At 76.3% G+C, this 8,042-nt stretch carries 7 protein-coding genes; 3 read left to right on the top strand and 4 right to left on the bottom strand.

Annotation, left to right across the window (positions count from 1 at the left end):
• The first annotated feature begins 287 nt into the window (after positions 1-287).
• Positions 288-881 (top strand): fibronectin type III domain-containing protein, encoded by a 594-nt coding sequence (locus tag ACTHMS_RS11660; RefSeq protein WP_440306832.1) that lies wholly within the window; start codon positions 288-290, stop codon positions 879-881.
• Here ACTHMS_RS11660 and ACTHMS_RS11655 read toward each other — a convergent pair.
• From ACTHMS_RS11655 to ACTHMS_RS11645, 3 genes are read right to left on the bottom strand one after another with little or no spacing between them, the layout of a single operon-like run.
• The gene (locus ACTHMS_RS11655) at positions 797-1,231 is read right to left on the bottom strand and encodes an MmcQ/YjbR family DNA-binding protein (RefSeq protein ID WP_440306831.1); all 435 of its coding nucleotides are present in this window, start codon (positions 1,229-1,231) and stop codon (positions 797-799) included. The genes ACTHMS_RS11660 and ACTHMS_RS11655 overlap by 85 nt on opposite strands.
• A gap of 26 nt (positions 1,232-1,257) precedes the next feature.
• Positions 1,258-2,415 (bottom strand): pyridoxal phosphate-dependent aminotransferase, encoded by a 1,158-nt coding sequence (locus ACTHMS_RS11650; protein WP_440306830.1) that lies wholly within the window; start codon positions 2,413-2,415, stop codon positions 1,258-1,260.
• Positions 2,412-2,702, bottom strand: coding sequence for a DUF2087 domain-containing protein (locus ACTHMS_RS11645; protein ID WP_440306829.1), 291 nt, complete (start codon positions 2,700-2,702; stop codon positions 2,412-2,414). Before ACTHMS_RS11645 ends, ACTHMS_RS11650 begins: the two co-directional genes overlap by 4 nt.
• 23 nt (positions 2,703-2,725) lie before the next feature.
• On the opposite strand from ACTHMS_RS11645, the gene hisN reads away from it, so the two are divergent.
• Positions 2,726-3,508 (top strand): histidinol-phosphatase, encoded by a 783-nt coding sequence (gene hisN / locus ACTHMS_RS11640; RefSeq protein WP_440306828.1) that lies wholly within the window; start codon positions 2,726-2,728, stop codon positions 3,506-3,508.
• Positions 3,509-3,523: 15 nt separating this feature from the next.
• Here the strand turns inward: hisN and ACTHMS_RS11635 are convergent, their stop codons facing one another.
• On the bottom strand, positions 3,524-4,876 hold the full coding sequence (locus ACTHMS_RS11635; protein ID WP_440306827.1) for an FAD-binding oxidoreductase: 1,353 nt from the start codon (positions 4,874-4,876) through the stop codon (positions 3,524-3,526).
• A 114-nt stretch (positions 4,877-4,990) separates the two neighbouring features.
• Here ACTHMS_RS11635 and ACTHMS_RS11630 point away from each other — a divergent pair.
• A partial coding sequence (locus ACTHMS_RS11630; protein ID WP_440306826.1) for a BTAD domain-containing putative transcriptional regulator occupies positions 4,991-8,042 on the top strand: 3,052 nt, incomplete at its 3' end.

Raw genomic sequence — 8,042 nt, 5'->3', positions numbered from 1 at the left:
CCCGACGCTTCGTCGTCGACGACCGGCAGACCTTCGTCAAGGCGCGGTTCCCCAGCCGACTGGTGTACGGCCCGCAGGCGTCGCCCGTGCTGCGGCTGATCACGTGCACCGGCGCCTTCGACGCCGTCACCGGCAGCTACCTCAGCAACCTCGTCGTCTCGGCCCACCTCGGCTGACGGCCGAGTCGACGTGCGGCAGCGGGTGACCGATCGCCCGACAGCGGCGGGCGGGGCGACGCCGGACACTGTGGCCAGCGGGGCCCCTCCTTCCACTGCGGGAGGCATCCGATGACGCAGACCCAGCTGCAGCAGCCGGCCGGGCCAGGTCCGCTCGTCCGCGACGAGGACGCACCCGGACGGGACGACGTTCCACCGCCGGTCCCCCGCGGCCTGGTCGCGGCGCCCGGCAGCGCGTGCGTCCACCTGAGCTGGCAGCCGGTCGCGGGTGCGACGGCCTACCGCGTGCTGCGGAACGGCCGCGGGGTGGCCCTGACCACGTCCCCCGCCCACACCGATCTTCGCCTGCTGAACGGCACCACGTTCACCTACGCCGTCGCCGCGGTCGCCGGCACGGCGGAGTCGGCGCCGTCGGAACCGGCGTCGGCCACACCGGCCGCGCACATCCCCGGCGCGCCCGGCGCAATCCGCGCGCAGGCGCGCGACCGGGCCGCCGTCCTGCGGTGGGACGACGTGCGCGGGGCGTCGTCGTACCGGGTGTACCGAGACGGGTTGCTCGTCGCGCACACGCTCGCGACGTACTACCGCGACACCGATCTGGTGAACGGGCGGGAGTACCGCTACGTCGTCCGCGCGATGCGGTCGGGCGCCGAGTCGGCCGAGTCGGCACCGGTCGTCGTCGCCCCGGTGCCCGCGTCGAGCTGAGCCAGCAGCCGCTTCGGCGCGATCTGGCGGTAGGCGTCGCGGATGAGCAGCTCGGCCTCGTCCCAGTCTGGGTCGTCGTCGATCCGCACGCCGACCCAGCCCCGGTGCCCCACGTAGGGCGGCCGGAAGAACCGGGCCGGGTCGCGGGCGACCAGCGCCTCCTGCGCACCGGGCGGCGCCGGGCACCAGAACGCGAGGTGCTCGGCGCCGTGGTGGTGGTCGTCGATCGACACGAACTGCTTGCCGGCGAAGAACGACGCCGAGCCGTGGCTGCAGCGCTCGGTCGCGCCCGGCAGGGCGAGACAGATCTCGCGCACGCGCGCGATCGCGTCGTCCGGGGCGGTGTCCATGCCGGCAGTCTGGCCGATCCGGGCGATCAGCGGCGCAGCCACACGCCCAGCCGGTCGACGGCCTCGGCGAGCTGCGCGCCGTCGCCCGCGAAGCACATCCGCACGAAGCGGCCGCCGTCGACGACGTCGAAGTCGAGCCCGGGCGCGAGCGCCACACCCGTGTCGTCCAGCAGGCGCGCGCACCACTTGAGCGAGTCGTCGGTGTGCTCGCGGACGTCGGCGTAGACGTAGAACGCGCCGTCGGCGGGGGCGAGCCGGTCGAGGCCGATCCCGGGCAGCCGGTCGAGCAGCAGGGCGCGGTTCTCGGCGTAGCGGGCGACGTTCGCGTCCAGCTCCTCATAGGCGTCGAACCCGGCGAGGGCCGCGAGCTGCGAGAGCGCGGGCGGGCAGATCGCGAAGTTGCCGGCGATGCGGTCGACCGCGTCGAGCAGCTCGTCGGGCACCAGCAGCCAGCCGATGCGCCAGCCGGTCATGCAGAAGTACTTCGAGAACGAGTTGACGACCACCGCGCGGTGGGTGACGCCCCACGTCGTCGACGGCGCGATGCCGTAGGTGAGGCCGTGGTAGATCTCGTCGCTGATCAGCCGCGTGCCGTGCTCGTCGCACCAGCGCGCGAGCGCGGCGAGCTCGTCCGGCGTGACCATGGTGCCGGTCGGGTTGGCAGGGCTCGCCAGCACGAGGCCGGCGGGAGGCTCGTCCAGGGCCTCGAGCTGCGCGACGGTCGGCTGGAAGCGGCTCTCCGGCCCGCACGGCAGCTCGACGACCCGGCAGCCCAGTGCGGTGAGCATGTTGCGGTAGGCGGGGTACCCGGGTCGCGCCATCGCCACCGTGTCGCCGGCGTCGAAGGCGGACAGGAAGGCGTAGAGGAAACCGCCGGACGACCCGGTGGTGACGACGACGTTGTCCCAGTCGACCTCAACGCCGTCGCGGGCGTAGTGCCCGGCGATGGCCTGCCGCAGCTCGCGGTGCCCGAGGGCGGGCGTGTAGCCGATGCGGTCGCGCTCGAGCGCGGCGGCTGCCGCACGGCGCACGGGCGCAGGGGCCGAGGTCGACGGCTGCCCGGCCGAGAGGTCGATGACGGGCAGCCCGGCGGCGCGGCGCTCGGCCACGGCGTCGAGCACCCGCATGACGTAGAACGGCGGCACCCCGGCGCGCGCGGCCACCCGGGTCATCAGGTCGGTCATCCGATCTCCACCGATCCGCCCATCCGCCAGTACTGCCCGTCGGCCCGCGCGAGCATGCCCTCGTCGACGAGGTACCGGCGCAGCGCGGCGACGTCGGGCCACAGCGGACGCAGCAGCAGGTTCACCTCGACCTCGCTGTAGCGCAGGCCCGGCTCGAACCGCTGCGCGACGTGGTCGAGCACGATCGAGCGCTTCCGTCCGGCCCGCGGCATCGTCGTGAGCCGGCCGTCCTTGACGTACGAGCGCAGCACCTTCTCGATCTCGGCGGCACTCGGCGGTTCGACCACAGCCAAACGGTAGCCTCCGCCGCGTGAGCCCGTATGCAGCGGATCTTTCCCTCGCGCTGACCCTCGCCGACGCGGCCGACCGGGTCACCATGGCGCGCTACGGCGCCGCGGACCTGCGGATCGAGACCAAGCCCGACCTCACGCCCGTCACCGAGGCCGACCGGGCGGCCGAGCAGACGATCCGCGGCGCGCTCGCCGAGCAGCGCCCCGACGACGCGGTCAGCGGCGAGGAGTTCGGGTCGTCCGGGATGTCCGCCCGGCGCTGGGTGATCGACCCCATCGACGGGACGAAGAACTTCGTGCGCCGGGTGCCGGTGTGGGCGACGCTGATCGCACTGCTGGACGACGACTGCCCGGTCGTCGGCGTCGTGTCGGCGCCCGCGCTCGGCCGCCGCTGGTGGGGTTCGCTCGGCGCGGGCGCGTTCGTGCAGGAGTCCGGCGCGGAGCCGCGGCGGCTGGCGGTGTCGGCGGTCGCCTCGCTCGCGGACGCGTCGCTGTCGTTCGCCTCCGTCTCCGGCTGGACTGAGCGGGGCCTGCGCGACCGGCTCGTCGCGCTCACCGAGACGGTGTGGCGCAGCCGCGCCTACGGCGACTTCTGGTCGTACATGCTCGTCGCCGAGGGCGCGGTCGACGTGGCCGCCGAGCCGGAGCTCTCGCTCTGGGACATGGCGGCGCTCTACCCCGTGGTCACCGAGGCGGGTGGACGCTTCACCGGCCTCGACGGTGTCGACGGCGTGCACCGGGGCGACGCCGCGGCCAGCAACGGCGTGCTGCACGAGCAGTTGCTGGCCGCGTTGCGTCCCTGATCGGTCCGGCCTCCCTCACTCCGCCGGGTGGTTCGCCCGCAGCACGCCCGCCGGGTCGTACAGCGCGCGGGCGCGCCGCAGGCGCATCCACGCCGCCGCGTCGTAGGCGGACGCCACCGACACCCGCTCCTCGGCGAAGTTGAGGTACTGCCTGCCGTTGCCGTGCGGACGCAGCCCGGCCATCAGCCGCTCGGCGTCCGCGCGGCCGGCGGCCGCGCCGGCCGGGTCGCCGGCGACCGCGGCGGCGAAGGCGAGGAACCGGCCGGGCACGCACGACAGCGCGCCGGCGCCGGCGGCGGGGCGCCCGATCGCGCCGCCGAGCTGCCGCAGTTCGGCGAGCAGCAACGAGGTCGCGGCGTCCGGGCCGGCTGCGTCGAGGAAGGCGCGGATGCCGGCCTCGGGCAGCTCGTCGAGCAGCGCGGTGCCCGACACGACCGGCGTCGGGCCCTCGGGGTCGAGGTGCAGCCGGATGAGCGACGCAGGGTCGACGGTCGTGAAGGTGTCGATCTCGGGACGCAGGTCGCGCAGCGGTGCGAGCACCTCGGCGCCGTCGCCGAGCATCGCACCGTCGATCATGACCAGCTCGCGGCCCCGCACCGCCTCGGGAAGCTGCGGCAGCGGCGGCAGGCGCAGCGTGCGGAACGCGGTCGTGACCCCGTCCGGTGCCTGCGGCGCCCATTCGACCCAGCGGCGCAGCACGCGCTCGGCGTCGGCGAGCGGCCACGCCAGCCAGCCGCCCTGCACCGGCCCGACCGCGAAGCTGCGGAAGGTGAGGCGGGTGACGACGCCGAGGTTGCCGCCGCCGCCGCGCAGCGCCCAGAACAGTTCGGGCTCGCGCACGGCGTCGGTCGTGACGACGCGGCCGTCGGCGAGCACGACCTCGGCCCGCACGATCGCGTTGGTCTGCAGGCCCAGGCTGCGCGCGTACCAGCCGAGGCCGCCGCCGAGCGAGTAGCCGACGACGCCGACGTCCGGTGACGAGCCGTGCAGCACGATCCGCCCGATGCGTGCGGCGGCCTGCACCGCGTCGATCCAGAGCGCACCGGCGCCGACGGTGACGTCGCCGGTGACGGGGTCGACCTCGACGTCGGTCATGCGGCCGGTGCGCACGAGCACGGTGTCGGTCAGGTCGCCGAGCGGGCCGGCGTTGTGCCCGGTGCCCTGCGCGGCGACACGCAGGCCCGTCGCCGCGGCGGCGCGCACCACGGCGGCGACCTGGGCGGCGTCGCCCGGCACGACGACCGCGGCCGGACGCTGGGTGACGGCGACGTTCCACGGCAGGGCGGCGGCCGCGAAGCCGTCGTCGCCCGGCAGGTGCACCGGCATGGCGGCGGCCAGCGCGGCGAGGGGTGAGGCGGTGAGGGTCATGCGAGTGGTCCTCTCGGGATCGGTGATGGACCGACCCTCGCGAGCCACGCTTGCCGCCCGCTTGCCGCGCGCTTGTGCCACGCCGCAGCTGGGTGATCCATCTACGATCCGCGGGTGCAGGTGCGGGTGTTCGGCGGGGTGGAGATCGAGCGCGACGGTCGCGCGCTCGATCTCGGAGGCGCGAAGCGGCGCGCCGTGCTCGGCCTGCTCGTCGCCGCCCGCGACCGCCCGGTGCCGCCCGAGCGCCTCATCGAACAGGTGTGGCCCGAGGGCGCGCCGACCCGCGCCTCCCTCGCCCTGCAGACGCACATCGCGAAGCTGCGACGCGAGCTCGAGCCCGACCGCGATGCGCGGGCCGAACCGCAGCTGCTGGTGACCCGTCCGGCGGGGTACGCGCTGCTGCTCGCCGACGGCAGCGTCGACGCCCGCCGGTTCGAGGCGCTGCTGGCGGACGACGCGGGCCTGGACGAGGCGCTCGCGGTCAGTGCCGCACCGGCCTACGCCGGGCTCGACTTCTGCCCCGCGCTCGCGGCCGAGGCGCGCCGCCTCGCCGACCTGCGGGCCACCGGGCTCGAACGCTGGTGGTCGGCGCGGGTCGACCGCGACGTCGCCGGCGCGCAGCTCGGCGACCTCGCCGCACTCACCGCGGCCCATCCCACGCGGGAACGGCTGTGGGCCCTGCTCGCCACGGCGCAGGCCCGGCTGGGACGGCAGGCCGAGGCGCTCGAGACGCTGCGGACGTTGCGGGCGCATCTCGCCGACGAGCTCGGGCTCGACCCCGGGCCGGAGGTCACCGCCCTCGAGCAGGCGGTGCTGCGGCAGGAGGTGCGACCGGTCGCCGCTCCCCCACCGACCACCACCGCTGCGGCGATCGATGCCGCCCCGGCGGGCGCGGCTCACCAGCTGTCGAGCCTGCCCGGGCGTGGCGAGGCACTGCGCCGTGCCGCCGAGGTGATCGACGCGGCCACCCGCGGCGCGGGGCGGCTCGTGCTCGTGACCGGTGAGCCCGGCATCGGCAAGTCGCGGCTCGCCCGGGCCGTCGCCGACCTCGCCCGCGGCGCCGGGCTCGCCGTGCGCTGGGGCGGCTGGGAGCAGGAGGGGTCGCAGGCCCTCGCCGGCTGGACGGCGGCCGTCCCCGAGCTGGTGCTGCCGATGGAGGCGGCCGGCGACGCCGCCTCGCTGCTGCTCGGGCTGGCCGACGACGTCGTCGCCGCGGCCCGCCGCAGCTGCCTCGTGCTCGACGACGCGCAGTGGGCCGACCCGGACAGCCTGCGCCTGCTCGGCCGGGTCGCCGGCCTGGCCGCGCACGCCGGGATGGTGCTGGTGGTGACCCACCGCGACCCGACGCCGATTTCGCCGGTGCTGTCGGCGACGCTGGCCCGCCTCGCGCGGCTCGCGCCGGTGCGGTTGGCGCTGGGCGGGCTGGACGCCGACGGCGTGGCCGAGCTGGTCGCGTCCCGCAGCGGGGTCGTGCTGGACGCCGCCGGCGCCGAGCGGCTGCGCGAACGCACGGGCGGCAACCCGTTCCTCGTGCACGAGGTCGTCCGGCTCGGGCGCGAGGGGCTGCCGGCGTCCGGGGACAGCTGGCGCGACGTGCCCGCCGGGGTGCGCGACGTCGTGCGGCAGCAGCTGGCCGAGCTGCCGCCGGCGGCGGTGGCCGTGCTCGTGCCGGCGGCGGTCGGCGGGCGCACGGTCGACCTCGATGTGCTCGAAGCGGTCGTGGACGCCGCACCCGGCTCGCTCGACGACGGCCTCGCCGCAGCGCTGGCGGCCGGACTGCTGGTCGACGACGCCGAGGGCCTTCGCTTCCCGCACGCGCTGACGCGCGACGCGGTCTACGGCGACCTGCCGGTGTCGCAGCGGCGGCGGTGGCACGCGCGCGTCGCCGCCGCCATCGAGCAGGTGCACGTCGGCCGGCTCGACGATCACGCGGTCGCGCTCGCCGAGCACTACCGCGCCGCGGGTGCCGAGCATGCGCGGTCGGCGTGGACCTACGCCCGCCGCGCGGCCCTGCAGGCGGCGCGCAGCGGCGCCCACGGTGATGCCGTGCGGCTGTCGGAGCTGGCGGTCGAGCGGCAGGCCCTCGACGCCTCGGCGGTCACCGTCGAGCGCGAGCAGCTCGACCACGAGCTCGGCGTGGCCCGGCGCCGGGCCGGGCTGGTCGGCGCGGCGTGGGAGCCGCTGGCCCGGGCCGCGTCGTCGGCGCTCGAACGCGGTGACGGGGTGACCGCGGCCGAGACAGCGCTGTCGGTGACCGAGCACGTGCTCTGGAGCTGGCGGACGCAACCGGTGACCGATCTCGACGCCGTGCGCCTCTGGCAGCGCCTGATCGACGCGGTGCCCGCCGACCGGCCCGACCTGCGGGCGCGGGCGCAGCTGGCGCTGGCCGTGGAGGCGATCCACGAGCCACCCGGCGCGCGGTTCGAGGGGCTCGTCGACGAGGCCCTCGGCTCGGCGCGCACGCTCGGCGACGAGGCCGTGCTGGTCGAGGCGCTGCAGCTCGCGTCCACCGTGCTGCGCAGCCCCGACCTGTTGGCGCGCCGGCTGCCGGTCTCCGACGAGCTGGTCGGGCTCTGCGCCCGCCGCGGCGACGAGCGGGCGCTGGCGCTCGCGCTGGTGAAGCGGGCGGCGAACCACAGTGCGCTCGGCGACGCCGGCTCGGCCCGCGCCGACCTCGACCGGGCGCTGCCGCTCGCGCAGCGGCACCACCTCGCGCCGGTGCTCATGGTGGCGGGGCTGGGGCTCGCGACCCTCGACCAGGCCGAGGGCGACTTCGCGGCGTCCGAGGCAAGGCTCGCGGAGGCGGAGTCGGTGCTCGCGACGCTGCTCGTGCCCGGCAACGGCATCGGCCTCGCCCAGCGGGCGGTCGCCCGGCACGTGCAGGGCACGCTCGCCGGCATGGCCGACGAGCTCGGTGAGCAGGTCGACCGCTACGACATCCGCCGGGTGCTGCGAGAGCTGTACGCCCTCGCGCTCGTGAGCGGCGACCGGGTCGGAGAGGCCCGGTCGTACCTCGGACCGTGGCCCGAGCAGCCGCAGCTGCCGTTCGACTACCTGTGGCTCACGGCGACGGCGATCCGCGCGCTCGTGTGGGCGCGGCTCGGCGACGGCGCGGCGATCGACGACCTGCGGGTTGCGCTCGCGCCGTACGCCGGGCGCCCGGCCG

The sequence above is a fragment of the Jatrophihabitans sp. genome (genome assembly GCF_051960575.1).
Lineage (GTDB): Bacteria > Actinomycetota > Actinomycetes > Mycobacteriales > Jatrophihabitantaceae > JBQCEE01.
The sequence above is the reverse complement of the archived record's forward strand: the minus strand, read 5'-3'. Positions and strand labels throughout refer to the sequence as shown.